The sequence below is a fragment of the Streptomyces sp. SID13726 genome, assembly GCF_010548375.1.
Classification (GTDB): Bacteria; Actinomycetota; Actinomycetes; order Streptomycetales; family Streptomycetaceae; genus Streptomyces.
The window spans coordinates 1-408 of sequence record NZ_JAAGLY010000672.1; the positions used below are offsets into that span (position 1 = coordinate 1).

The following is a 408-nucleotide window of genomic DNA, read 5'->3' on the forward strand; positions in this document are numbered from 1 at the left end:
GCACGTCGCGGCGCTGCGCGCCGGGGGCTGAGCGACCCGACGACGGCGCCGGGACGCCGCAACCTCAGACGGGCCCCGACGTCCCCTCGTGCGACGTCGCCGGGCGGGCGGGGATCTCCACGGCCTTCTGCCACGAGCCGACCAGTCGGCCGTCGCTCGTCTCGAGCCGGAACGGCGCGAGCGGGAGGTTGCCCGCGCGACGCCGCGCGCGGAGCACGTCGATGGCGTCCTCGTCGCTGTCCGCGCCGAACGGCTCGCCGCGCCGGGCGCCGGTGGCGGTGATCACGTGGTAGCTGGTCATGCTGTCGTCGTCGTGGTGGACCTCGTCGGCGAGCGCGGCGACCTCCTTGGCCACCTCGAGGTTCGGCAGCGCGACCCAGGTGCGTTCCGGCCCGTCGCGCGTCCGCG

Annotated in this window: 1 protein-coding gene; it reads right to left on the reverse strand. The window is 76.5% G+C overall.

Translation table 11 applies throughout. The annotated features are described in order from the left end of the window. Nucleotides 1–64 precede the first annotated feature (64 nt). Nucleotides 65–408, reverse strand: a 344-nt coding sequence (locus tag G3I78_RS49710) for a hypothetical protein (RefSeq protein WP_164437267.1), incomplete at its 5' end; no start/stop codon positions are given.